Source organism: Sphingorhabdus sp., from assembly GCF_023910635.1.
Taxonomy (GTDB): domain Bacteria; phylum Pseudomonadota; class Alphaproteobacteria; order Sphingomonadales; family Sphingomonadaceae; genus Sphingorhabdus_B.
Map to the genome: position 1 here is coordinate 129,613 of NZ_JAAVVZ010000002.1, position 20,931 is coordinate 150,543.

At 55.3% G+C, this 20,931-nt stretch carries 27 protein-coding genes; 10 read left to right on the forward strand and 17 right to left on the reverse strand.

Annotation, left to right across the window (positions count from 1 at the left end):
- Positions 1 to 295: 295 nt before the first annotated feature.
- Entirely contained in the window at positions 296 to 1,072 is a 777-nt protein-coding gene (locus HEQ34_RS01045; protein ID WP_296196227.1) for a Coq4 family protein, read from the reverse strand.
- Positions 1,073 to 1,199: 127 nt separating this feature from the next.
- Between HEQ34_RS01045 and HEQ34_RS01050 the strand changes: the two genes are divergently transcribed.
- The 3 genes from HEQ34_RS01050 to bfr all read left to right on the forward strand — a co-directional run bounded on the left by HEQ34_RS01050 (position 1,200) and on the right by bfr (position 3,234).
- Positions 1,200 to 2,429, forward strand: coding sequence for a DUF418 domain-containing protein (locus HEQ34_RS01050; protein WP_296196229.1), 1,230 nt, complete (start codon positions 1,200 to 1,202; stop codon positions 2,427 to 2,429).
- Positions 2,430 to 2,483: 54 nt separating this feature from the next.
- Positions 2,484 to 2,654 (forward strand): (2Fe-2S)-binding protein, encoded by a 171-nt coding sequence (locus HEQ34_RS01055; RefSeq protein WP_296196231.1) that lies wholly within the window; start codon positions 2,484 to 2,486, stop codon positions 2,652 to 2,654.
- Between the two features lie 100 nt (positions 2,655 to 2,754).
- The gene (gene bfr, locus HEQ34_RS01060; RefSeq protein WP_296196234.1) at positions 2,755 to 3,234 is read left to right on the forward strand and encodes a bacterioferritin; all 480 of its coding nucleotides are present in this window, start codon (positions 2,755 to 2,757) and stop codon (positions 3,232 to 3,234) included.
- Between the two features lie 56 nt (positions 3,235 to 3,290).
- On the opposite strand, the gene der is transcribed toward bfr, so the two are convergent.
- The 4 genes from der to panB all read right to left on the reverse strand — a co-directional run bounded on the left by der (position 3,291) and on the right by panB (position 7,773).
- Positions 3,291 to 4,694: a ribosome biogenesis GTPase Der gene (der, locus tag HEQ34_RS01065; protein ID WP_296196236.1), complete on the reverse strand. Its 1,404-nt coding sequence runs from the start codon at positions 4,692 to 4,694 to the stop codon at positions 3,291 to 3,293.
- A 23-nt stretch (positions 4,695 to 4,717) separates the two neighbouring features.
- The gene (locus HEQ34_RS01070) at positions 4,718 to 6,061 is read right to left on the reverse strand and encodes a PQQ-binding-like beta-propeller repeat protein (RefSeq protein ID WP_296196238.1); all 1,344 of its coding nucleotides are present in this window, start codon (positions 6,059 to 6,061) and stop codon (positions 4,718 to 4,720) included.
- Between the two features lie 2 nt (positions 6,062 to 6,063).
- Positions 6,064 to 6,828 carry a tetratricopeptide repeat protein gene (locus HEQ34_RS01075; RefSeq protein WP_296196241.1) on the reverse strand — a complete coding sequence of 255 codons (765 nt, stop codon included), beginning with the start codon at positions 6,826 to 6,828 and terminating at the stop codon, positions 6,064 to 6,066.
- 78 nt (positions 6,829 to 6,906) lie between these two features.
- Positions 6,907 to 7,773, reverse strand: a complete 867-nt coding sequence (gene panB, locus HEQ34_RS01080; RefSeq protein ID WP_296196245.1) for a 3-methyl-2-oxobutanoate hydroxymethyltransferase — start codon at positions 7,771 to 7,773, stop codon at positions 6,907 to 6,909.
- Between the two features lie 126 nt (positions 7,774 to 7,899).
- On the opposite strand from panB, the gene HEQ34_RS01085 reads away from it, so the two are divergent.
- Together HEQ34_RS01085 and HEQ34_RS01090 are read left to right on the forward strand one after the other, a co-directional pair.
- A complete protein-coding gene (locus HEQ34_RS01085) occupies positions 7,900 to 8,325 on the forward strand; it encodes a hypothetical protein (RefSeq protein ID WP_296196248.1) in 426 nt (141 codons plus the stop codon).
- Positions 8,318 to 8,533 (forward strand): helix-turn-helix transcriptional regulator, encoded by a 216-nt coding sequence (locus HEQ34_RS01090; protein WP_296196250.1) that lies wholly within the window; start codon positions 8,318 to 8,320, stop codon positions 8,531 to 8,533. Before HEQ34_RS01085 ends, HEQ34_RS01090 begins: the two co-directional genes overlap by 8 nt.
- Positions 8,534 to 8,543: 10 nt before the next feature.
- Here the strand turns inward: HEQ34_RS01090 and HEQ34_RS01095 are convergent, their stop codons facing one another.
- Both HEQ34_RS01095 and HEQ34_RS01100 read right to left on the reverse strand, forming a co-directional pair.
- Positions 8,544 to 9,542, reverse strand: a complete 999-nt coding sequence (locus HEQ34_RS01095) for a glycerophosphodiester phosphodiesterase (protein ID WP_296196572.1) — start codon at positions 9,540 to 9,542, stop codon at positions 8,544 to 8,546.
- A 97-nt stretch (positions 9,543 to 9,639) separates the two neighbouring features.
- Positions 9,640 to 9,996 carry an arsenate reductase gene (locus HEQ34_RS01100; protein ID WP_296196252.1) on the reverse strand — a complete coding sequence of 119 codons (357 nt, stop codon included), beginning with the start codon at positions 9,994 to 9,996 and terminating at the stop codon, positions 9,640 to 9,642.
- A gap of 113 nt (positions 9,997 to 10,109) precedes the next feature.
- Between HEQ34_RS01100 and HEQ34_RS01105 the strand changes: the two genes are divergently transcribed.
- Entirely contained in the window at positions 10,110 to 11,270 is a 1,161-nt protein-coding gene (locus tag HEQ34_RS01105) for a DNA cytosine methyltransferase (RefSeq protein WP_296196254.1), read from the forward strand.
- Complete coding sequence (locus tag HEQ34_RS01110; RefSeq protein WP_296196256.1) at positions 11,267 to 11,860, forward strand: hypothetical protein; 594 nt, start codon at positions 11,267 to 11,269, stop codon at positions 11,858 to 11,860. Before HEQ34_RS01105 ends, HEQ34_RS01110 begins: the two co-directional genes overlap by 4 nt.
- Here the strand turns inward: HEQ34_RS01110 and HEQ34_RS01115 are convergent.
- On the reverse strand, positions 11,817 to 12,782 hold the full coding sequence (locus tag HEQ34_RS01115; protein ID WP_296196574.1) for an IS481 family transposase: 966 nt from the start codon (positions 12,780 to 12,782) through the stop codon (positions 11,817 to 11,819). The genes HEQ34_RS01110 and HEQ34_RS01115 overlap by 44 nt on opposite strands.
- A gap of 135 nt (positions 12,783 to 12,917) precedes the next feature.
- Here HEQ34_RS01115 and HEQ34_RS01120 point away from each other — a divergent pair.
- Together HEQ34_RS01120 and HEQ34_RS01125 are read left to right on the forward strand one after the other, a co-directional pair.
- Positions 12,918 to 13,687 (forward strand): IS5 family transposase gene (locus tag HEQ34_RS01120; protein WP_296195893.1). Its coding sequence is split into 2 segments (ribosomal slippage): positions 12,918 to 13,232 and positions 13,235 to 13,687, totalling 768 coding nucleotides; the frame shifts between segments, so codons are not numbered across the junction.
- 22 nt (positions 13,688 to 13,709) lie between these two features.
- Positions 13,710 to 13,991, forward strand: a complete 282-nt coding sequence (locus HEQ34_RS01125; protein ID WP_296196257.1) for a hypothetical protein — start codon at positions 13,710 to 13,712, stop codon at positions 13,989 to 13,991.
- A gap of 161 nt (positions 13,992 to 14,152) precedes the next feature.
- Here the strand turns inward: HEQ34_RS01125 and HEQ34_RS01130 are convergent, their stop codons facing one another.
- The 7 genes from HEQ34_RS01130 to HEQ34_RS01160 all read right to left on the reverse strand — a co-directional run bounded on the left by HEQ34_RS01130 (position 14,153) and on the right by HEQ34_RS01160 (position 18,440).
- A complete protein-coding gene (locus tag HEQ34_RS01130; protein WP_296196258.1) occupies positions 14,153 to 14,380 on the reverse strand; it encodes a DUF2805 domain-containing protein in 228 nt (75 codons plus the stop codon).
- Positions 14,362 to 14,853 carry a GFA family protein gene (locus HEQ34_RS01135; RefSeq protein WP_296196261.1) on the reverse strand — a complete coding sequence of 164 codons (492 nt, stop codon included), beginning with the start codon at positions 14,851 to 14,853 and terminating at the stop codon, positions 14,362 to 14,364. The genes HEQ34_RS01130 and HEQ34_RS01135 overlap by 19 nt, the downstream gene beginning before the upstream one ends.
- A gap of 133 nt (positions 14,854 to 14,986) precedes the next feature.
- On the reverse strand, positions 14,987 to 15,382 hold the full coding sequence (locus tag HEQ34_RS01140) for a type II toxin-antitoxin system VapC family toxin (RefSeq protein WP_296196263.1): 396 nt from the start codon (positions 15,380 to 15,382) through the stop codon (positions 14,987 to 14,989).
- Positions 15,379 to 15,639: a hypothetical protein gene (locus tag HEQ34_RS01145; RefSeq protein ID WP_296196265.1), complete on the reverse strand. Its 261-nt coding sequence runs from the start codon at positions 15,637 to 15,639 to the stop codon at positions 15,379 to 15,381. Before HEQ34_RS01145 ends, HEQ34_RS01140 begins: the two co-directional genes overlap by 4 nt.
- 69 nt (positions 15,640 to 15,708) lie before the next feature.
- The gene (gene guaA, locus HEQ34_RS01150; protein WP_296196579.1) at positions 15,709 to 17,283 is read right to left on the reverse strand and encodes a glutamine-hydrolyzing GMP synthase; all 1,575 of its coding nucleotides are present in this window, start codon (positions 17,281 to 17,283) and stop codon (positions 15,709 to 15,711) included.
- 76 nt (positions 17,284 to 17,359) lie between these two features.
- A complete protein-coding gene (locus HEQ34_RS01155) occupies positions 17,360 to 17,794 on the reverse strand; it encodes a hypothetical protein (RefSeq protein WP_296196267.1) in 435 nt (144 codons plus the stop codon).
- A 103-nt stretch (positions 17,795 to 17,897) separates the two neighbouring features.
- Positions 17,898 to 18,440 (reverse strand): MarR family transcriptional regulator, encoded by a 543-nt coding sequence (locus HEQ34_RS01160; RefSeq protein ID WP_296196269.1) that lies wholly within the window; start codon positions 18,438 to 18,440, stop codon positions 17,898 to 17,900.
- An 84-nt stretch (positions 18,441 to 18,524) separates the two neighbouring features.
- On the opposite strand from HEQ34_RS01160, the gene HEQ34_RS01165 reads away from it, so the two are divergent.
- A complete protein-coding gene (locus HEQ34_RS01165) occupies positions 18,525 to 19,049 on the forward strand; it encodes a TetR/AcrR family transcriptional regulator (RefSeq protein WP_296196272.1) in 525 nt (174 codons plus the stop codon).
- On the opposite strand, the gene HEQ34_RS01170 is transcribed toward HEQ34_RS01165, so the two are convergent.
- Both HEQ34_RS01170 and xth read right to left on the reverse strand, forming a co-directional pair.
- A complete protein-coding gene (locus tag HEQ34_RS01170; RefSeq protein ID WP_296196274.1) occupies positions 19,046 to 19,396 on the reverse strand; it encodes a hypothetical protein in 351 nt (116 codons plus the stop codon). The genes HEQ34_RS01165 and HEQ34_RS01170 overlap by 4 nt on opposite strands.
- Before the next feature lie 63 nt (positions 19,397 to 19,459).
- Positions 19,460 to 20,233, reverse strand: a complete 774-nt coding sequence (xth, locus tag HEQ34_RS01175) for an exodeoxyribonuclease III (RefSeq protein WP_296196276.1) — start codon at positions 20,231 to 20,233, stop codon at positions 19,460 to 19,462.
- Positions 20,234 to 20,931: the final 698 nt, after the last annotated feature.

Consider the following 20,931-nt stretch of genomic DNA (forward strand, 5'->3'; position numbering starts at 1 on the left):
GATTTTCGTCTTCGCCCGCGGCGAACGGGAAGGCGCACACCAGTGCACACCACCCCCATATTTGTCACCCTGAACTTGGTTCAGGGTCCATTTATTCTTTCTGGCTCTGGGTTTGATGCACGATGGACCCTGGAGCCGAAGGCGTGCAGAGCACAAACAAGTTCAGGGTGACGTTGGGGGGTCAGCGTAACGAAGCGTATACTCCACCCGTCCCTGCCGAACGAAGTCGAAATTCGTGTCGGCTGCTCCCGCCCTCAACCACGGTCGAGGCACAGCGAAAGAGCGTCTCGCGTTGTTAAGCAGTCGCAGCCAGCAAATTATACGGGTCAATACCTTCCGACCGCATCGCGGCATGGGCCGCTTTATAGCTCACTGGTTCGGCAATCCCCAAGCGCTTGCGGGCATCGACCAGCGGTTCGCGTAACAAGGCTGCGATATCTTCCTGCACGATGTTCTTCGCCGCTTTGCCGATACGATAGCCTTCGTGGACCGCTTTCATAATCGGTGCCGATTTCGCGACCCGGTATTTCAACTCTAATCCGCCAGCGTACGCAATGAAGCCAACGCCAAGATTGTGGTTTTGCGCATAGGTAAAGCCAAGCACGCATTGTTCACCCAGCGCGTCGCGGCCATAGCCGGTGAGGATGTGCAGCATGTCATGCGTATCGCGCAAGCGGTTGCCATAGCGTTCAACCACATCGCCGAACATGGGATATGTCGTCTGGAACTGGGCATATTCCGCCTCAAGACCCGCAGCGCTTAGACCTTCGCGTTCCATGAACTCGACATAAAAGCGGCCAACGGTGCCCGCTGGAAGCTTCTTGATGCTGTCATGATCATCGAGCATGTCAATCAGGCGCTCATTGCTTTCAAGCAACGCCCTGCCCTTTGGTGTTTGCCAGAATTTCTGCGCCATCTTACCGAACTTGCTACCGCTTAAGGCCGCAATGATGTGAAAGACCTGCTCGGTGTCTTCTTTGTTGGCAATCAGCTTGCGAAAATGATGCCACGCCTTCAGCGGCCGAATTTTAGCGGGCGGTCGGTCAGGGTGCGAAAAATAAAGTTCAGTCATGGCGAATCCTAAACAATGTATATGCAACAATTAAAAACTACCTACATGAGTGTCAATAACAAATGTTAAACACACTGGACGCGCATGTAAGAGAACTATATTAATGTAATAATACAGGGGGTGAAGCATGCAGAGCACCGAACAACGGCATATCAGCTTGGACGCGATGCGCGGCTTTGCGGTGATGGGCATATTGGCGATGAACATCATTGGCTTTGCCATGCCCGAATGGGCCTATGTCACGCCTGTGGCTTATGGCACCGACACGTTGGCTGACCAAATTGCATGGGCATTTTCCTTCATTTTCATTGATGGCAAAATGCGTGGACTATTCTCGCTTTTGTTTGGCGCGAGCATGATGCTGATCATCGACCGCGCCACGGCAAAGGGGGAAAGCGCAGCGCAGGTTCATTACCGCCGCATGGCGTGGCTCGCGATGTTTGGCCTCGCGCATTATTTCTTCATCTGGTTCGGTGATATCCTGTTTCCCTATGCGATTATCGGGATGATCGCCTTTTTGTTCCGTAATTGGCCGCCAGCGCGGTTAATCAAGGTCGCTTTAATCATTTTCGCGGTTGGCCTGGCGTTCTGGGGCGTGCAATTTGGCGGACTTCAGGTCTTTCAATATTTCGCAACCCAGCCAGACGCCAGCGCCGACACGGCCCGCCAGTTTCGCGAGCTGATGGCGAGTGCCGACTTTGCCTTTAACATTGCGCCGGACGTCGCCCTGCACAGGGGCAGCTATGCCGCGATTGTGATGGACAAAATCGACGAGTGGAACGCGCCACTTATCTTGGTGGGGCAGTCAATTAGTGAGACTTTGCCGCTGATGATGGTTGGCATGGCGATGCAAAAAAGCGGTTTCATCACAGGTGATTGGGGCGCGGCTGATTACCGTCGCTGGGTGAAGCGAATGCTGCCAGCCGGGTTGCTGCTAACCATGGTCTTGGCGGTTTGGATAGTCGCCGTTGATTTCGACCGGATCACCCCGCTTGCGGTTCTATACTTCTGGGGCGGAGTTCCGCGTATGATGCTGACGATTGGCTATGCTGCGCTCTTGATCATGCTCATTGGCCGTTATCGCAACCACCCGATGCTCGCGCGGGTCGCTGCGGCTGGACGGGCCGCGTTCAGCAACTATCTCGGCACGAGCATTGTCATGACGACGATTTTTTATGGCTACGGCTTTGGCTTGTTCGGGCATGTCGGCCGTGCCGGATTGTGGCTGTTTGTGCTGGGGGCGTGGGCGGTGATGCTGCTGTGGTCAAAGCCATGGCTGATGAAATTTCATTACGGGCCGCTGGAATGGCTGTGGCGCAGCTTGGCGCGCGGAAAAGTGCAAGCTATGCGTCGTTAATGCTATTGCAATCAGTTCGCATTAACGGTAAGTCGATTCCATAGGAGTTGATCCATGGTCGTTTGCATCTGTAATGCCATCAAGGAAAAAGACCTGCGCGCTGCGGTGCGTTGTGCCTCGGAACGTCCTAATGACGTGTATGCGCGCCTTGGGCGTAAGCCAAAATGCGGCCAGTGCCTGTCGTTCGCGCGAAACATTATCAGCACCACAACTGCAACCGCTTAGCAATAGCGCCCTGAAAAAGGTAGCTTTTCTGCCATTTTCCGGCTTCACGGCCATCAATTAACGCGCTAATATATTTGCAAATAACCTAAAGGAAATGGTGATGAAGGGTGATGCAAAAGTCATAGAATTTTTGAACGAGGCGCTCAAAAATGAACTGACTGCGGTCAATCAATATTGGCTGCATTACCGCATGCTCGACAATTGGGGCGTATCGCGTCTGGCACATTTTGAACGGCATGAATCGATTGACGAGATGAAGCATGCAGACAAACTGTCGGAGCGAATCTTGTTTCTGGACGGCCTCCCCAATTTCCAAATGCTTGGTCGCTTGCGTATCGGCGAGACCGTTGAGGAAATCCTGAAAGCCGATCTTGAGCTCGAATATGAAGCGCTCCCGTTGTTGAAAGACGCCATCGCGCACAGCGAAAGTGTCCGCGACTATGTCAGCCGCGACCTGTTTGCATCGATCCTCGAAAGCGAAGAAGAACATGTCGATATGCTCGAAAAGCAATTCGACCTGATCGCGCGTATGGGCATGGAAAATTACGTCCAGTTGCAGTCAAAACCAATCGAGGACTGATATCGCGCTGGCCAATCCTAAGCGTCAGGACAACTTGAATCCAAAGCGGGCCGGAGTTATCCGTTGTCCGCGAACGGGTTCTTCGACGAACGGAAGTTGATCCGCACGGGCACAGCGCCAAAATCCAGATCGCGGCGAATACCGTTGAGCAAATAGCGCGCATAGCTGGCGGGCAACTCGTCAGTCCGGTTGCCAAAGATGACAAAGGTCGGCGGACGGTTACGCGCTTGAGTCATGTACCGCAGCTTAATCCGCTTGCCGCCTGGGGCAGGTGGCGGGTTCGCCGAAATCGCGGCTTCAAACCAGCGGTTGAGTATGCCCGTTGGTACGCGCTTGTTCCACGCTTCACGCGCTTCGAACGCGGCGGAAATCATCTGGTCAAGGCCCTTGCCGGTAAGCCCGGATACAGCGATCATCGGAACACCCTTCAACTGCGACAGGCCTTCTTCGAGCGCGGCACGAATGCCTCTGAACAGGCCAGCGCCGTCCACGGCTACGTCCCATTTGTTGATCCCGATGATCAGCGCCCGGCCCTCTTGAATGACATGATCGGCAATTTTCAGGTCCTGCACCTCAAGCCCCTTGGTCGCATCGAGCAGCAGCACGACAACTTCGGCAAAGTCGATCGCGTGGCGCGCGTCAGCGACCGAAAGCTTTTCCAACTTGTCCTGCACCTTGGCGCGCTTGCGCATTCCGGCGGTATCGATCAAGCGCACGCGGCGCTCGGTTAGTAACGGCGGGATGTTGCCGTCTTCATCGGGCTCGCCTTGTTTCGGGCTTGGGTCTGTCCAGATCCAGTCCACCGAAATACTGTCGCGGGTAATCCCGGCTTCAGGGCCCGTAATCAGGCGGTTTTCACCCAATAACTTGTTGATCAGCGTCGATTTACCGGCATTTGGACGCCCTACAATCGCAAGCTTCAATATCGCATCGGGCGCTTCGGGGTCAGGCACTTCAAACGCGCCGCCGTCAATATGCGGCAGCAAAGATTGAAACAGATCCGCCATGCCTTCGCCATGTTCGCCGCTGATTGCAATGGGGTCACCAAAGCCAAGCGCATAGCTTTCCAATATGCCATTATCGCCTTGCTTGCCCTCGGCCTTATTGACCGCAAGCACGACCGGCGTCGCACTGCTGCGCAGCCAGCGGGCAATTTCTTCGTCAAGCGGGGTTACGCCAACGCGGCCATCGATCAGGAACAGGGCAACTTGCGCACCTGCAATCGCCGCCTCTGTTTGCATCCGCATTCTGCCGGGCAGGGTGTCGGGATCTTCATCCTCATAACCCGCCGTATCGACAATAGTGAATTCCAGGTCAAACAAGCGACCTTCGCCTTCACGGCGGTCACGCGTGACGCCCGGCGTGTCGTCGACCAGCGCGAGTTTCTTGCCAACCAGCCTGTTGAACAAAGTGGACTTGCCGACATTGGGCCGACCGATAATGGCTACCGTCGGCAACATGCCGGTACTTCTCCTTTTTAGGCCTAACCGCGGAAAGCGGAAATGCGGCCGGAATCATCCAGAATATATAAAGTGTTATTGGCGACAATCGGCGGAAGCGACAGTTCGGCTTTCAGGTCGGCAACCTCAGTCGCTGTGCCGTCTTCCGGCGCAACCGCCCAGATTGCACCGCGCGAATTGGCAATGATCAAGCGGCCACCGGCGAGTATCGGGCCATACCAGCTAATGGGGCCCTTTTTCTTCTTTTCATTATCGTAACGCTGCAGCTTTGAAATCCAGCGGATTTTGCCGCTTGAACGCGCAACGCTCAGCAACCGTGCTTCGTCGGTCATGACGAACACCCATTCGCCCGCCGTCACGGGTGTCGAAATACCCGCAATGTTGATTTCCCAAATACGTTGGCCGGTCACGAGTTCATAAGACGCCATGCGTCCGCCTTTACCCAATGCGAAGACGCGGCCACGGTCGATGACCGGGTCGGCATCAATATCGGTCAGCGTCGAAACCGACGTCGACATCGCGGTGCGCGACAAGGTGTCGTTCCAAAGGCTGCGGCCATTTTCATAACGATAGGCGGCAAGCTCACCACTGGAATAGCCAGCGATGACGGTGCCTTGCGCCGCAGCAGGCGCGCCAACGCCGAATATGCCCGACGCGGCAACTGGGCCAGCTTCTTTCCATTGCGGCTCCCCATCGCTTTGGCGCAGCGCGTAAATCTGGTTGTCCTGCGTCATCACATATAGGTTGCCGTTGGACAATGTCGGGGCACCGCGCAATGGTCCGGCTGGACGCTTTTTCCAAACAAGCGCGCCAGTGTCCGCCGCAAGCGCGGCGACATCGCCGACGCCATTGGTGGCAAAAACATTGCTGCTGGTGGCGCTCACGCCGCCGCCATAACGTGACGGCTTGCCATCGCTCTCAACCTCAAGCGCGTTCGACCAGATTTGTGCGCCCGTGTTCGCGTCAAATGCCGTAACGCGCGCCGTGGTGTCGACGACATAGAGGCGGCCATCGCTCATCACTGGGCTGGCGGCAAGGCGGGCGCGCGGGTTGGCACCAGTTACATCTGCGGTCCAAATGCGTGTCAGGTTTTGACCAAGCGCGGCATGACCGGGCGATTTCGACGCATTGCCGCCGGGTTGTGCCCATGCTTCGTTGACTGTCGCTGGCGGCAGGGTGACGGCTACGTCCGCCAAGGACGCATCGACCTCGGTGTCACGCTCTGTACCCAAAATGCTGACGCGTGCGCCGACGGTCGGCGTGTTGTTCTTCTTACCAGCATCACCGCGCACGCCATCAAGGACGGCGCAGCCACCAAGCGTCGTTGTCGCGGCGAGCGCCAAAAGCAATTTGGATAGGGTCTTCAATGTCACTCTCCTTTGGCGGCGGATTCGCCAGCCTTCGATGCCGCATTGCGGTTTGCCTCAAGCTGAACGGTATCAATACCAAGCGCACCTGCCATTTGCTGCGAACGGCTGCGCAAGGTCTGCGGCGCGTCATCCTGTTTCGCAATCTGCGCAAAAATGGGGCCTGCCAAATTGTCCTTACCCATTTTCATATAGGCTAAGGCCGTTAATTCGCCCGCGCTGCCGAAATAGGGGTGGCCAGCGGTGGCCAGTGGTTTCAACCGGTCAATCACTTGCTGCGGCGGGATGGAGTCAAACTCTGCGCTTATTTGGCGGATCAGGGCCAGATCGCGAAATGTCTGCGGCAGGCTGTCGTCGCCTGCAACCTTTGCATAAATGGCAATCGCCTTCTTGGTCTCCCCATCTTCGCCGAGCAGATTTGCCTCCACCAATTGCGCCATGGCGCGATATCCGGGTTGATCGGCCTTGGCGAGCGTTGCCAATTTGGCGCGCGCCTCTTTTTCCTGCCCAGCGCGCAACTTGTCCATTGCGTCGACAAATTCTTCGCTTTGCAGGTCTGCGGCGGCTTGCACCTGGTTGTTATAGACTATCCAGCCCGCAAAGGCCAAAAGCCCGGCCACGACAGCCGCCAAAAGCCAGCGGCCATAACGCGTCCAGAAACTGCTGAGATCGCTCGCGCGGACGGCATCGTCAACCTCACGCAAAAATGCCTCGTCGCTGCCGCTCCGGTCTTTGCCTGCGGGCTTTTCAGTCGGTGTCAAAGCCAAAAAGGGCCTCCGAATTTGTTCAGTCAAAATTGGTCAGTGCCGTCCTTAGCCCGACTCGGCCCGATAGGCCAGCCTGCTTTATACAGGCTGGTATAGCTGGTCGGGCCCCGGGAAGCTGCGGTCGCGGACGCCCGCGGCATAAGCGCGCACGGCGTCTTCGACGCTAACACCCATTTCACCGAATTTCTTGACGAATTTCGGTACGCGGTCAAACAGGCCGAGCATGTCTTCGGCGACCAACACTTGGCCGTCGCATTGCGCAGACGCACCAATGCCGATGGTTGGACAGGCGATTTTCTGCGTGATTTCGATGGCGATATGTTCAAGCACGCCTTCAATCACCATGGCAAAAGCGCCCGCGTCCGACATCGCAACCGCATCATCGACAATTGATTTTGCTTCTTCCGGGCTTTTGCCGCGCACGCCATAGCCGCCAAGCATGTTCACCGCCTGCGGCGTCAATCCCACATGCGCCATGACCGGAATGCCGCGTGAGGTCAGGAATTCCACAGTAGGCGCGAGCACCTTGCCGCCTTCCAGCTTCACCGCCGCGGCGCCGGTTTCTTTCAACAGCCGCGATGCGTTGACAAACGCTTGTTCAGGCGACGCTTCATAGGAACCAAAGGGCATATCGACGATGACTGCGGCGTGATAGCTGCCGCGCACAACCGCCGCGCCATGCGCCGCCATCATTTCCATTGTCACGGCAACGGTGTGCGGCAGGCCGTAAATCACTTGCCCCAGCGAATCACCGACCAACAGCATGTCGCAATGCGGGTCCATCAACTGCGCCATGCGGACGGTATATGCCGTCAACATCACCAGCGGCTCCTTACCCTTTTGCTGCCGGATGCGCGGCACGGTCAGGCGTTTCATCGGCGACGGCGTCGGGTTCGCGCGGCTGGTTGAGGTGTCGAAGGTGAGCGTTTTTGAATGTGTGGACATAAGGCGAGGGCCTAGCCGCTAAACGTGCTGCACGAAAGGAAGAACGGGCGATATGTTACTTAGAGTTGACTCAATGTTAAAAATAAATAACATTAAGTGCGAATCAGATAACATTGGGATTTGCTAATGGCATTTCAGGAAAAGATTGAGTGGCTGACATTGTCGGCGATGGCGGTCGCCTATGGAATATATTTCAGCCTTGTGGCGGCCTATCCTGCTGGGCCAACGCTTATCGAAACATTGTGGCTTTTCGCTAAGATTTCCGGGGCGCAAATCATTGTCGTTACCTTTGGTGCGATCATCCTTGCCTTGGCCTTTCGCAAAGAAGGGCAAGCAAAGTCGGACGAGCGTGATCGCGCAATTTCTAGGCGGGGAGCTAGCATTGCTTATTATGTTTTGCTCATCGGGGTCATTCTCGTTGGCGTTGTCATGCCCTTCGAACAACCACCGGCTGCCAAAATGATAAACGCGACTTTATTTGTTTTGGTGATTGCCGAAGCCGTACGCCATGTGGTCATGCTGGTTAGTTACCGGAGGGGCTGGCATGGCTAACCCACCATTCACCAACGACATCAGGACGCTTCGGTTCCTCGCTGGCGAAATGACGCAGGGCGATCTGGGCGACACAGTGGGCGTCACGCGCCAGACGATTGCCGCAATCGAGCAAGGCAAATATTCCCCCTCGCTGGAGGTCGCGTTTCGCATTGCGCATGTCTTTGGCAAGCCATTGGAGGAGGTATTCCGCTGGCAGGCCGACTGAGGCGCGCGCCTTAATGCGAACGCGCCGCCACCGCTTCGGTCACATTGTCGCTGAAAATGCCGTCAATGCCGGTGGCGAGGAATGCTTTTATCTCTGCTTTCAAGTCACCATGCCCGCGTGGATCAATGCCGGATTTTTGCGCGAGCGGCAGGAAATAATTTTCGCGGCGGAATGTCCAGGGGTGGACCGCAAGGCCGACCTTATGTGCGTCCGCGACAAGGGTCGTCGGAGTGCCCAGATTGCCCAGCAAAGTGCGTGGGATGATGAGCGCCTTATTGGGGCCAATACCATCGGCATAAGTTGCAACGATTTTCAGGCCTTGCGCGCTTGCCATTTGGGGATAGGTCAGGTCGCTGCGGTCGGGCGGGCTTCCCTTTTCATCCATCAACTGGATCAGGCGCAATTTCGTCTTGGGCCGCAAGGCCTTCAGATAATCAACCTCGAACGATTGAATGAACACAGGCGCGCTTTTTTCGACATGGCCAAATTTGGTCAGCGCCGCCAGCAACGGCCCCGCATGCGGCAGGCCAATCGCGGTGAAATAGCTTGGGTGCTTGGTTTCGGGATAGACGCCAATCGCCCGCCCCGTTGCCGCGCTTTGTGCCTTGGCCAGCGCGAGGATCTCGTCAAAGGTCGGGATTTCAAACTGCCCGTCATAGGCCATATTGGCCTTGCGCAATTGCGGCAGGCGTTCTTTCGCGCGCAGGGTTTTAAGTTCGGCGAGCGTAAAATCCTCGGTAAACCAGCCCGTCATTTTCTCGCCATCGATGGTCTTGGTAGTTTTGCGGTCGGTAAATTCGGCCTTGTCCGCAACGTCGGTGGTTTCCGAAATCTCATTCTCATGCCGCGCGACCAAAATGCCATCCTTGGTCAGCACAAGGTCCGGCTCAATATAATCCGCACCTTGTTCAATCGCGAGGGTGTAGCTTGCCAGCGTATGTTCCGGCCGCTCGCCCGATGCGCCGCGATGGGCGATGACGATCACTTTGCCTTCAAGCGGTTGTTCCATGGCTTGGCTTTCCGAAATGGAGAAGGGCGACAATAAGAGGGTGGCGATCAAGAGGGTGTGCAGGTGTTTCATAATGCCTCCTTGCCCCCGCGACGTTTCAATTCTGCGACAAAAGCGCGTCCCATTCGGTTGGATTAAAGCCGACGAGCAAAGCCCCGCCGCCTTCAACCAGTGGCCGTTTAATCATCGACGGGTTGGCAACCATCAACGCAATCGCCTTGGCTGCGTCTATATCGACCTTGTCGGCATCGGGCAGCTTCTTAAACGTAGTGCCCGCCTTGTTGAGCAGCCTTTCCCAACCAACAACCTCGCTCCACCGCCCCAAATCCGCCGCCGTCACACCCGCCTTTTTATAATCATGAAAATGATAGCCAAGCCCGCGCGCCTCAAGATAATTGCGTGCCTTTTTGACAGTGTCGCAATTTGGGATGCCGTAGAGGGTGAGGTTTGACATTGTTTTCCTTGTAGTTTGCCAATTGGCTATGGATAATGAGCAACAAATCATGTTGCTATTTTGTTCTTGAAATTGATTCATACTTTCGATACGTCGCCATAGCTGAGAGGTCAATGATGGCGGGAATAGGTTTCACCTTTTACGAGTTTTTTGCCGGCGGCGGCATGGTGCGTGCGGGGCTAGACAATGGCAATTGGGACTGCCTATTTGCCAATGATTTTGATCGAAAAAAATGTGAGTCATATGCGCGCAACTGGGGCAGTGACACGTTGGTCTGCGACGATGTCGCGGCATTACAGACTTTCGACTTACCGAGTAGGGCAAATTTGGTTTGGGCTTCGTTCCCTTGTCAGGATCTGTCCTTGGCTGGGGGTGGCGCAGGCCTCGGGGGTGATCGTTCAGGGACGTTCTGGCCATTCTGGCGATTGATGGATGCTTTGATTGCCGACGGTCGTGCACCGGACATATTAGCTCTTGAAAATGTTAGCGGGACGCTGACCTCGCACGGCGGCAAAGATTTTGAGGCAATCTGCCGATCCTTCGTGAAGTCGGGGTATCGTGTCGGCGCGGTTGTGGTGGACGCAGCTCTTTTTGTGCCGCATTCGCGCCCGCGATTGTTTGTTGTCGGTGTCCGGGAAGGCGTTGCAATTCCACGAGGACTCATTGGCGATGGTGCCTCGGCGCAATGGCACCCCAAGGCACTCCGCACCGCATATGATAGGCTGCCCAGTGCCTGCAAGGATTTTTGGCTGTGGTGGCGAATTGCACCTCCTGCTCTTTCGGACATACGCTTTGCTGATCTGATTGAAGAAACCCCAGTTAGCGTTAAGTGGCATTCTGAAATTGAGACGCAAAAGTTGCTTTCAATGATGAGTACCATCAATTTGGCGAAGGTGCACTATGCCCAACGCGCTGGCCTAAAAATGGTAGGCACTATCTACAAACGAACACGGCATGATGCGCTCGGCCAGAAAGTGCAGCGCGCCGAGGTGCGATTTGATGACATTGCCGGATGCCTCCGCACTCCTGGCGGCGGCTCTAGCAGGCAAACTATTCTTGTCGTTGACGGCAACACAGTGAAGTCGCGCTTGATTTCAACGCGCGAAACGGCTCGTCTGATGGGCCTGCCCGAAGACTATTGCTTGCCTGAAAATTATAATGAGGCATATCACTTAACGGGAGATGGGGTCGTCGCGCCAGTTGTGCGCCATCTTGCAGAACAATTATTTGAACCACTTCTTCAGGCGACAAAGTGGCGACGGGCAGTGGCATGACGATAATCCCTTGCGAACAGAACGCGAAACTTCGCGAGCAAATCGAATCTTTTGCTGAAACCCTAAAGACTGAGGCGCACAGGCTAGGCGATCACGGTTTGGACGAAGCGGAGTTTTACAACAGCGGTCTTTTCCGTGGTGCGGTTGAGCGTATTCGAGGACAGTTTTCAGCTACTATGCGCGAAAAGCGGCAATTTGTTTCGCATATTCTTAATTTTATGACGGACGGCGGATATATTTCCGATTGGGCATCGGCTGGTGAAAATAATAGGCATGACTATTCGGTCCGTCTGAACTCCGGCAAGATTGCGGCCATTGAGCTCAAAGGCTGTCTTGATGGCAACAACACCAACATTTTCGAACGTCCTCCACACGCAAATGAGTTTGTGCTTTGGAGCGTTTGCACGAACCCGGGCGCCGATCCACGCCACAATGCATGGTCAGGAATTCACACCCGACTAAGCGCCGAAATCATTTCACGGTCACAACGTGTCGACGGGCTTATCATCTGGGACATGGTCTGCGGCACAATTGGGCGACCTTGCCCTAGGTGTTTAGTCCCGGCATTTGATGGGTTGGGTTTAGGCTAAATCTTTCTGGTTCGCTTGTCCATATTTTGCAGATGTATTCGAAGGGTGTTAGGCCCTTGAGTGTTTTCAGTCGCCGCCCGTAATTGTAGGCATCAATGAAGTCTTGGAGGTGGGTAGTCAGCTGGGCATGGCTGTCATAGTGATAGCGTTTGACGGTGGCCTCCTTGATTGTCCGGTTCATCCGTTCGACCTGGCCATTGGTCCAGGGATGCTTGATTTTGGTAAGCCGGTGCTCGATCCCGTTCTCATCGCAGCGCAGATCGAACATGTGCGACATACAGGTCGCAGTCGGGCCCTTGGCGTATCGCGGCGGGAAGGTGAACTGGATGCCATTGTCGGTCAGCACGGTGTGGATTTTGTAGGGCACGGCTTTGATCAGGGCGACCAGGAAGGCTGAGGCTGTCATCCTATTTGCCTTGGCGACGAGTTGGACGAAGACGAACTTGCTGGTGCGGTCGATTCCCACATACAAGTACAGCTTGCCTTCGGCAGTCCGCACTTCGGCGATGTCGATGTGGAAGTAGCCAATGGGGTATGTCTTGAACTTCTTCTTCGGTTCCTTGTCTCCCGTCACTTCGGGCAATCGGCTGATCCCGTGGCGCTGCAAACAGCGGTGCAGAGATGAGCGCGTCAGGTTCGGGATCGTTGCCTGCAAGGCGTAGAGGCAATCATCCAGCGGCAGCAGCGTGTGCCGACGAAAGGCGACGACGATGGCTTCTTCCTCGATAGTCAGGACGGTGGACTTGGCATCCTTGGGGCCAGTAGGATGATCGGTGACAGACGTGCGCCGCTTCCATTTGGCTACCGTCTTGGGGTTAATGCTGTAACGCTTCGAAAGCACAATCAGGCTCTCTTGACTATGTTGTATTGCTCGACGGACCGCCGCTGTCGTGCGGGCGCTCCCGTGTAGAATTTGTCCCATAGCGAGTCCTTCCATTGATGGCTGAATAATACACCATCAAATGCCGGGACTAAACACCTAGGTCACATACTCATAAATTGGATTCCCAAAGTGATTGATATCTGATTCAATGCTTTTTCTGGAAGGGAGAAGCTGATGGCACGGTTTGATTTGACAGATTTCGAGTGGTTGGTGATCCAGCCTTTGTTGCCGACCAAGGTGCGTGGCGTGAAGCGGGTTGATGATCGGCGGGTTTTGAACGGGATATTCTGGCGGTTACGCACTGGCGCGCCTTGGGCGGATATTCCGGCGCGATACGGTCCGTATACGACCTGTGTGAACCGGTTCAACCGCTGGCGCAGAGCCGGTGTGTGGAAGCATATATTGGATGCAGTTTCCGTGGCTTACGAAGGCAATATCCAGATGATCGACTCGTCTTCGATCCGGGTTCATCAACATGGAGCCAATGGTAAAAAAAAGACCAGCGATCCCGTTGCATGGGTCACTCGCGTGGCGGCCTGACCACCAAGATACATGCACTGGTCGATGCGATGGGCATGCCGATCATGCTCAAGCTGACCGAAGGGCAAGCCGCCGATGGTCGCAGTGCAGCAGACATGTTCGATACCGTCGGCAAAGGGGATATCCTGCTCGCCGACCGGGCTTATGACTCCGATGCGTTGCGCGCCGAAATGGAGGCGCGCGGTGCCAGGGCCAATATCCGCGCCATGCCGCAACGCGTGATCAAACCGGCATTTAGTCACTTCCTCTATAAGCAACGCAACCTCGTCGAGCGCTTCTTTAATAAACTCAAGCATTTCAGAGCAGTTGCCACGCGATACGATCAAAGAGACGATAATTATCTCGCCTCTGTCCAACTCGCATCAATCCGGATCTGGTTGAGACATAATGAGTCTGTGGCCTAAAGTGCTAGCGAATGAAGGGCGTTTGAACGAAGTCGGCCCCTATCGTCTTCCACCTCCTTGCATCTACCTGTTCCCGGCTACTATCCCTGCACCGCGCAATAACCCGAACCCAAAAGCCCAGAGTTTAGATGCAGTTGAACTGCTAACCGCTTTTCATGCCTGTTTCGGCGGACAGGCAGACGAAATCAATTTGGTCGATTTTGATGTTGAAAATCGTGACGCAGACATGCTGCGGACCACGAGGGTTTCACGCGGAGGCTTGGTTGTTCAGGAGTCAGGTGCAACTGCTATCAGACGAACATGATATAGAAGCATTGGAATTTAGATAGCGCAGTGAGGCTTTGATTGAAGCTCGCTAAGTACCATTTGGACGGCCAGTGTGGAAATTCCGGCCATTTCTAAAACATATCACTATTTCCGGCCTCTGGTCGCCCACCGTCAACGCCGCCCATCCTACCCTAACCCTCATTTATAATGCGCCCGCCGGTCCCCGAAATCGCGGACGCGCTTGCGCCATGCGCGATAGCTTCCGGGTTTTAACTCGGTGCGCATGATGACTTTGACCTCGTCGGGCGAGACCCCATGCTGCGCCGAAATCTGTGTGAAACTGACATGGTCGGACAGCGCCATTTCGACGATCTCGCTGATTTGCGCAGGCGATAGCGTTGTGGGCATCAATTCTGCGGCGGCCATTGGTCGGTATCATGGTCGGGGTGCTGATGGTTACTCAACTTGATGGCAGGGACGTGTTCGGCCATCGTTTCCTCGGTGGTGCCTTCGTCTGGAAGGCGGCAAATGTCGTCAAACCAGGGCATGCGCGCTTCCTTTCCAAATTGCACCTGCGGCGGAAATGCTGCCGGATTGTCAAGCGAACCAATGGTTACATTGAGATGCTTACTCGCGGTGTAATCATATAGCAGCGGGGTTCCGCAATCTCCGCAGAAACCGCGCAAGACGGGATCAGAGCTTTGGAACAAAGACGGCGTGCCGCGTGTCCAGCAAAAGGCGTCGCGCGGAATGCCAATCAAGGCGGCAAAGAGATTGCCCACGGCCTTTTGGCACATGCGGCAATGGCAGATATGCGCGCTGTCGAGCACGGTATCCGCACGATAGCGCACCGCGCCGCATTGCCATCCACCCGTGATGATGACCGCTATTGCATCCATGCATTGACTTTGCCCTATTTCGTGAGCGGTGCAATATATATTGCAAATGTGGGCGGAACGCCCCTGCTCTGAACGGTTTTAGACCCCGAACAAATCCTGCTAGCGCGGGTCGGGTTGGTAAGAGATTGTCATGTCACACCGCCGACATGATATCGGTATGGGCAAAATCATGCCCTTTGAACAGCAACGGTATGTCGCGTGATTTGGCCAGCGCATAAGCGAAGAGATCGCCAAAATTGAGCTGCGCCCGATGACCGCTGCCTTTGCCGTAACGCACATTGGCGGCATGGGCATAATCCGCCTCGGGCAACCCCGGCGGCGCGATTTCAATGCCATAAGCCACCACCAGCGCATTGACCTGGTCAACAAGCAATTCTTGTCCCCGCGCCCAGGCAACCAATCGAGTTTCGACCAATGAAGGCGCGCTCATCACGATAGCAGGGGCGTTATCAAGGATATCCAAAAACGAAGCGCGCTCCGCCTCGTTCAACATGATCGCGATCAATGCCGACGAATCGACTGCGATCATATGGGCAGGCCGTTTTCATCCCATAACAGCGGATCGGCCATGTCCCTGTTGATCGGCAGCGCGTCGACCCGCGCCAAAATGGCATCAACGCGCTTGCGACGCTCCGCCCGGTCGACGTCCATGGCCAATTGCAGCGGGACAAGTTTCAGTTTCGGTACGCCGGCATTTTGCACAATCACCTCTTCCCCGCGCAGCGCAGCGGCGCACAGTTCGGAAAAACGTGTTTTGGCTTCGCCAATGTTGACGTGAATGGTCATAATAAAGGAAAGTTTAGCTTGACCAAGCGGGTTGGTCAAGGTCGCTGCTGCGCCCGATGGGGTGTCTTGTCACTCCCACTCAATCGTCCCTGGCGGTTTCGACGTATAGTCATAGACCACACGGTTAATGCCCTTCACCTCGTTGATGATGCGCGTGGACACACGGCTGAGAAACGCGCTTTCGAAGGGATAAATATCCGCCGTCATGCCGTCGGTGGATGTCACTGCGCGCAAGGCGCAGACATTGTCATAGGTGCGGCCATCGCCCATCACGCCCACGGTGCGGACGGGCAGGAGGACGGCGAACGCCTGCCAAATTGCGTCATAAAGTCCCGCATTGCGGATTTCTTCGAGGTAGACCGCGTCCGCCTTGCGCAGCACGTCGCAACGTTCCTTGGTCACTTCGCCCGGAATGCGGATCGCAAGGCCGGGGCCGGGGAAGGGGTGGCGACCCACAAATTGGTCGTTAAGGCCCAATTCACGGCCCAAAACGCGGACCTCATCCTTGAACAATTCGCGTAAAGGCTCAACCAATTGCATGTTCATCCGCGCGGGCAGGCCGCCGACATTATGGTGGCTTTTGATCGTGACCGATGGCCCGCCGGTGAAGCTGACGCTTTCGATCACATCGGGGTAGAGCGTTCCTTGTGCTAGGAAATCCGCGCCGCCAACTTTCTTGGCCTCTTCGTCGAAGACGTTGATGAATTCCGCGCCGATAAACTTGCGCTTCGCCTCCGGGTCCGTAACGCCGGACAGGCCGGCCATGAACCGTTCCTCGGCATCGACGACGACCAACGGGATATTATAATGGTCGCGGAACAGGGTTTCGACCTGTGCGCGTTCGTTCATGCGCAGCAAGCCATGGTCGACAAACACGCAGGTAAGCTGATCGCCAATGGCTTCGTGAATCAAGATCGCGGCGACCGAGCTGTCCACGCCGCCCGAAAGCCCGCAAATGACGCGGCCGGAGCCGACCTGCGCGCGGATTTCGGCGATTTTGGTCGCACGAAACTCCGCCATGGTCCAATCACCCGATAGGCCGCAGACTGTGTGGACGAAGCTGGAGATCAGCTTTGCGCCATCGGGGGTATGCACAACTTCGGGGTGAAACTGGATGCCATAATATTGCCGCGCTTCGTCGGCGATGAAGGCATAAGGCGCACCATCGCTGGTGGCGACAACTTCAAAGCCCGGGGCAAGGCTGGTGACCTTGTCGCCATGGCTCATCCACACCTGATGCTTGTCGCCCGTCTGCCAAAGGCCATCGAAAAGCGCGCAAGGTTTGTTCACCTCGATAAAGGCACGGCCAAATTCGCCGCCTTCGCCTTCGCTGACATCGCCGCCAAGCTGCATCATCATCGTTTGCTGGCCATAGCAAATGCCAAGGATGGGTAAGCCGCTGTCGAACACAATTTGCGGCGCGCGCGGGGAATCGGCGTGCGTGGTGGAGGCTGGGCCGCCCGACAAGATGATGCCCTTTGGCTGCATCCGCGTAAACGCCGCCTCGGCATTGTTGAACGGGGCGATTTCGGAATAGACCCCCGCCTCACGCACGCGGCGCGCAATAAGTTGCGTCACCTGCGATCCGAAATCGATGATGAGGATGGAGTCGGACGGTTCGCTATGTATTTTGGATTCTGGCATGGTCCGCCGATAGGGGTTGCCGCTGTCGCTGTCCATATCGGTCCAGAGATAGCGGCAACTTATCTGTGAATGCCACTTAGTCGAGCAGGCTGTCGTTCCGGGCCGGTTGAACGGTATGGGCCTGCACGCGTTCAGGCGCAGCCGCAGGCGCGGGTAACTGACCGTGCATCCAGTCTGCGACCTTGCGTCCATGCCGAGTCACCGCGCTCATGTTGAAGAAATGCATTGCACCCAAAACCAATGTTGCGACTCCGACATACCAGCCGAGGAAGCGCATAAGTTCGGCCGTTGTTTTGACCGTTCCGGCTGCGCTCAACGCCAAAGCGATGAAGCCGAAGTTTACAAGGTAGAAACCGACTACCAGCAAATGGTTCACTGATGTCGCCAGTTCGGCGTCGTGACCGAAACAGCGAATCAGATATATTTTTCCGTTGGTGCTGAGCGTCCACGCGACCCAGATAGTCATGCTGATCGCGATGAACAGGTAAAGGCTGTAAGCTAATATGGTCATGATCAAGTCCCTTTCCGTGGGTTAGAATTTTTGTATTTTCAGTAAAAATCGAAATTAATGGATACACGGTCGGTAGGGTGGCATTTTCTTTCTCCTTTTTGGATCAGTCCTTGGCGTAGCCGGGGATGAAGCGGGCGACCTTGGCGCCCATTTTCATGAGTGAAATCAGCGTCGATTTTTTGAGGCCGCGCACCTGTTCGTACCAACTAGTCAACGTCGATATGAATTCATGCATCCGACCAATCCGGTCACGGACGTGTGCGGGTAAATCCGTGTTCGCGGCCATCCGGTCCTTGAGTTCGACGAGTTTTGCGATCGTTGGGTCGATCTCGCGCCGTTTGCGCTCTGCGGTTATGGCCATGAACAAATCCCATAACTCGGTTTCAGCGACAAATTGGTCGCGCCGGTCGCCGGCGACATGAGTGCGTTTCACAATCCCATAGCTCTGCAATTCTTTCAGTGCATTAGAAACATTGGACCGAGCCAGATTGAGCGCTTCACAAATCGCTTCGGCATCAAGCGGCTTGTCGCTCAGGAACAGCAAGGCATGGACCTGCGCGACAGAACGGTTCGCGCCCCAATGGGTCCCCATTTCGCCCCAATGAAGAATGAACTCCAGTGCTTCGGGATATTTTTCAACGCCCATAACGATTCGTCCTTTTCGTTATTTCTGTTTTTACAGAAATTATATGAATTGTCAAGACATCAGTTTTTGTGCGAAAGCTTCTCGGTGCAAAAAACCGACTCCCGCCGTGCTGAAATCATCCAGCGACTGACTGATTATGTTCTGGCGGAGGGGCTTTCGGCGGCGAGCCTGCGTCCATTGGCCAAGGCGGCGGGGACAAGCGACCGGATGCTGCTTTATTATTTTGCTGACAAACGCGCAATTATCACGGCGGTGTTGGAACAGATTTCGGCGCGGTTGATGGGGCTGATTTCCGAACGGACCGCAACTGAGCCATTGCCCTTGGAGGAACTTCGCCGCCTGTTGGCAGAGCTTTTGTTTGAGGATGCGTTATGGCCTTATATGCGCATCTGGCTTCAGGTCGCGGCGCGTGCGGCGATGGGTGACGAACATTATCGCGGCGTCGGCGAACAGATTGGCCGTGGTTTTCTGGACTGGGGCAAAATGCAGTTGAAGGCGGACAGCGCGGCGCAGTTGGAGGTTGATGCCGCGCGCCTGCTGGTCAGCATGGAAGGCATGCTGTTTCTGAAAAGCATTGGCCTTGATGACGTCAACGCCAAGGCGCTTTAACGCCGGTTTGCGGCCCGTGCTTTGCCCAACAATATGGCGGCGCTGTCGCCTTTATTCCGGACGCTTTCGACAAGCAGATAGGCCGCCAAAAACGGCGCGCCAAGGTTGAACGCCGCAAATCCCAAGATTAGCCCGCGCACCGAAAATGCGTGTCGCCACGCGACCCAGACGCCAGACATTATAAGGAAGCACAAAAAGTCGAGATTAAACTGCCCGCGCCATGTCATATCGGCGATGTCGGCGAAAAAGATCGGATACAGCCCCATGCCATGGTTCGCGATCACAATGGCGGTGTAGACGCCGACAACGGCAATGATTGTGACGAGAAATATGCGGAACAAGGTCATGGCTCGGCTCCTGAAACGGGAGCATTTTCATAACAAAATGTAGCGAGTGCTACAATGATTGTTTTAGTCCGTCAGCTCCACCCAAGTCGGCGCGTGGTCGCTGGCTTTTTCGCGGCCACGATGGTCCTTGTCGACGCCGCAACTATGGAGGCGGTCGGCGATGGCCGGGCTTAATAACAAATGGTCGATGCGAAAGCCATGGTCGCGTTGCCATGCGCCGGCTTGAAAATCCCAAAAGGTCCATACCCCGCCCTGCGGATAATGCGTGGCGAGCGCGTCGGTCCAGCCTTGGCCAAGCAATGCGCGATAGGCAGCAATGCTTTCGGGCTGACGCAACGCGTCATCCAACATCGCCGCCGGAGCCCAAATATCATGGGCATGCGGAATGACATTATAATCGCCTGCTAACACCGCAGGGATTTCCGCCGTCAGTAACGCTGCCGCACGGGCGTATAGTCGTTGCATCCACGCCAGCTTATAGTCGAATTTTGGTCCCGGTTGCGGGTTGCCATTGGGCAAATAAATGCTCGCGATGCGGATGCCGAAAACATCGGCCTCCAAATAACGCGCATGTTCGTCCAACGGATCGCCGGGCAAAGTGCGCTGCGCCTCAATCGGCTGCGCGCCCTTGGCGAGGATGGCGACGCCATTGAATGACTTTTGCCCATGCCAGATCGCGCCATAGCCAGCGCGTTCAAAGTCCGCGACGGGGAAACCCTCATCCTGCGATTTGACCTCTTGCAAACAGGCAATGTCAGGCTGCGTTTCCTCCAGCCATTCCAGCAGACGGGGCAGGCGCGCCTTGACGCCGTTGATGTTGTAAGTCGTGATACGCATGATGGGGCTTTAGCCGGAAAACTGGAATAACGAACCTGTTTTTGGGACTGCGGACGTTTCTAACTGGCTTCTTTACGTCTTCGTGTCTTTGTGCGAACCCAACAAGTTTGAAGGTTCGCACGAAGACACGAAGATACGAAGAAATGAAGAAAAGTTCAAAATCGTCATGCTGAACTTGGTTCAGCATCCATCGAGCAGCATAGGCCTCGCTTGAAGGGCAAAATGGACCTTGGAACGAAATGACCGCAGGTCAAACGTGTTAAGGGTGACAGAGTTGGAGCACCGCTGTCGCACCGAACTGCCTCTTTGTGTCTTTGTGCGAACCAACCAAGTTTGAAGGTTCGCACAAAGACACAAAGATACGAAGAAAAGTTCAAAATCGTCATGCTGAACTTGGTTCAGCATCCATCGAGCAGCATAGGCCTCGCTTGAAGGGCAAAATGGACCTTGGAACGAAATGACCGCAGGTCAAACGTGTTAAGGGTGACAGAGTTGGAGCACCGCTGTCGCACCGAACTGCCTCTTTGTGTCTTTGTGCGAACCAACCAAGTTTGAAGGTTCGCACAAAGACACAAAGATACGAAGAAAAGTTCAAAATCGTCATGCTGAACTTGGTTCAGCATCCATCGAGCAGCATAGGCCTCGCTTGAAGGGCAAAATGGACCTTGGAACGAAATGACCGCAGGTCAAACGTGTTA

Excerpts from the sequence above, each read along its gene's own strand:
- HEQ34_RS01115 (WP_296196574.1), bottom strand. The coding sequence starts at position 12,782 with ATGGGACAAATTCTACACGGGAGCGCCCGCACGACAGCGGCGGTCCGT.
- HEQ34_RS01160 (WP_296196269.1), bottom strand. The coding sequence starts at position 18,440 with ATGGGCGTTGAAAAATATCCCGAAGCACTGGAGTTCATTCTTCATTGG.
- HEQ34_RS01110 (WP_296196256.1), top strand. The coding sequence starts at position 11,267 with ATGACGATAATCCCTTGCGAACAGAACGCGAAACTTCGCGAGCAAATC.
- xth (WP_296196276.1), bottom strand. The coding sequence starts at position 20,233 with ATGCGTATCACGACTTACAACATCAACGGCGTCAAGGCGCGCCTGCCC.
- HEQ34_RS01050 (WP_296196229.1), top strand. The coding sequence starts at position 1,200 with ATGCAGAGCACCGAACAACGGCATATCAGCTTGGACGCGATGCGCGGC.
- HEQ34_RS01130 (WP_296196258.1), bottom strand. The coding sequence starts at position 14,380 with ATGGCCGCCGCAGAATTGATGCCCACAACGCTATCGCCTGCGCAAATC.
- HEQ34_RS01155 (WP_296196267.1), bottom strand. The coding sequence starts at position 17,794 with ATGACCATATTAGCTTACAGCCTTTACCTGTTCATCGCGATCAGCATG.
- HEQ34_RS01140 (WP_296196263.1), bottom strand. The coding sequence starts at position 15,382 with ATGATCGCAGTCGATTCGTCGGCATTGATCGCGATCATGTTGAACGAG.
- HEQ34_RS01095 (WP_296196572.1), bottom strand. The coding sequence starts at position 9,542 with ATGGAACAACCGCTTGAAGGCAAAGTGATCGTCATCGCCCATCGCGGC.
- HEQ34_RS01085 (WP_296196248.1), top strand. The coding sequence starts at position 7,900 with ATGGCATTTCAGGAAAAGATTGAGTGGCTGACATTGTCGGCGATGGCG.
- HEQ34_RS01090 (WP_296196250.1), top strand. The coding sequence starts at position 8,318 with ATGGCTAACCCACCATTCACCAACGACATCAGGACGCTTCGGTTCCTC.
- panB (WP_296196245.1), bottom strand. The coding sequence starts at position 7,773 with ATGTCCACACATTCAAAAACGCTCACCTTCGACACCTCAACCAGCCGC.
- HEQ34_RS01170 (WP_296196274.1), bottom strand. The coding sequence starts at position 19,396 with ATGACCTTGTTCCGCATATTTCTCGTCACAATCATTGCCGTTGTCGGC.
- HEQ34_RS01145 (WP_296196265.1), bottom strand. The coding sequence starts at position 15,639 with ATGACCATTCACGTCAACATTGGCGAAGCCAAAACACGTTTTTCCGAA.
- bfr (WP_296196234.1), top strand. The coding sequence starts at position 2,755 with ATGAAGGGTGATGCAAAAGTCATAGAATTTTTGAACGAGGCGCTCAAA.
- HEQ34_RS01135 (WP_296196261.1), bottom strand. The coding sequence starts at position 14,853 with ATGGATGCAATAGCGGTCATCATCACGGGTGGATGGCAATGCGGCGCG.
- HEQ34_RS01055 (WP_296196231.1), top strand. The coding sequence starts at position 2,484 with ATGGTCGTTTGCATCTGTAATGCCATCAAGGAAAAAGACCTGCGCGCT.
- HEQ34_RS01100 (WP_296196252.1), bottom strand. The coding sequence starts at position 9,996 with ATGTCAAACCTCACCCTCTACGGCATCCCAAATTGCGACACTGTCAAA.
- HEQ34_RS01105 (WP_296196254.1), top strand. The coding sequence starts at position 10,110 with ATGATGGCGGGAATAGGTTTCACCTTTTACGAGTTTTTTGCCGGCGGC.
- guaA (WP_296196579.1), bottom strand. The coding sequence starts at position 17,283 with ATGCCAGAATCCAAAATACATAGCGAACCGTCCGACTCCATCCTCATC.
- der (WP_296196236.1), bottom strand. The coding sequence starts at position 4,694 with ATGTTGCCGACGGTAGCCATTATCGGTCGGCCCAATGTCGGCAAGTCC.
- HEQ34_RS01045 (WP_296196227.1), bottom strand. The coding sequence starts at position 1,072 with ATGACTGAACTTTATTTTTCGCACCCTGACCGACCGCCCGCTAAAATT.